1 protein-coding gene is annotated in these 762 nt (G+C 70.5%); it reads right to left on the reverse strand.

The window, feature by feature from the left end:
• Positions 1 to 762, reverse strand: a 762-nt coding sequence (locus K6V06_RS20585) for a condensation domain-containing protein (RefSeq protein ID WP_255582004.1), incomplete at both ends; no start/stop codon positions are given.

Consider the following 762-nt stretch of genomic DNA (forward strand, 5'->3'; position numbering starts at 1 on the left):
ATCGGCATGAGCCAGCACCAGCGTCAGCGGGTAGTTGGTCTCGGCGCGGTTCTGCACGCCGCTGAAGGCCAGCCCGGCGGGCGCGCGCCGCAGCGCCGCATCGACGGGGTAGTTCTCGAACACCACGATCGAGTCGAACAACGCCTGTCCGCCGTGTCCGGCCCAGCGCTGGATGTCGTACAGCGGCGTGTGCTCATGCTCGCGAGCGGCCAGGTTCAGCGCCTGCACCTCGCGCAGCCAGTCGCCGATGCGCTGCTGCGGCCGCGGGGACGCTACCACCGGCAGCGTGTTGATGAAAAGGCCCAGCATCTGCTGCGCTGCCGGCAGTTCGGCGGGACGCCCTGCGACCGTCGCGCCGAAGGCGACGCAGTCCTGCCCGGTGCAGCGCTGCAGCAGCACCAGCCACGCGGCCTGCACCAGCGTGTTCAGCGTGACCTTCTGCGTGCGGGCAAAGGCCGCCAGCGTCGCGGTCTCGGTGGCGTCGAGCAGATGGTGCTGTTCGGCGTGGCCGTGCTCCTGCTGCGGAGCGGGAAGCGAGGCCAGCAGCCGGGTCGGCGCATCGAGCGGTTGCAGCTGCTCGCGCCAGAACGCTTCACTGGCGCCGGCATCGCGCGCCTGCAGCCAGCCGATGTAGTCGGCAAAGCGGCCGGCGGTAGCGGGCAGCGCTTCGCCGGCATAGTGGCGCAGCACTTCGCCGAGCAGCTGCGCGGTGCTCCAGCCATCGAGCAGCAGATGGTGTACGGTCCAGACCAGATGGTGGCG

The organism is Cupriavidus sp. AU9028, from assembly GCF_019795295.1.
Classification (GTDB): domain Bacteria; phylum Pseudomonadota; class Gammaproteobacteria; order Burkholderiales; family Burkholderiaceae; genus Cupriavidus.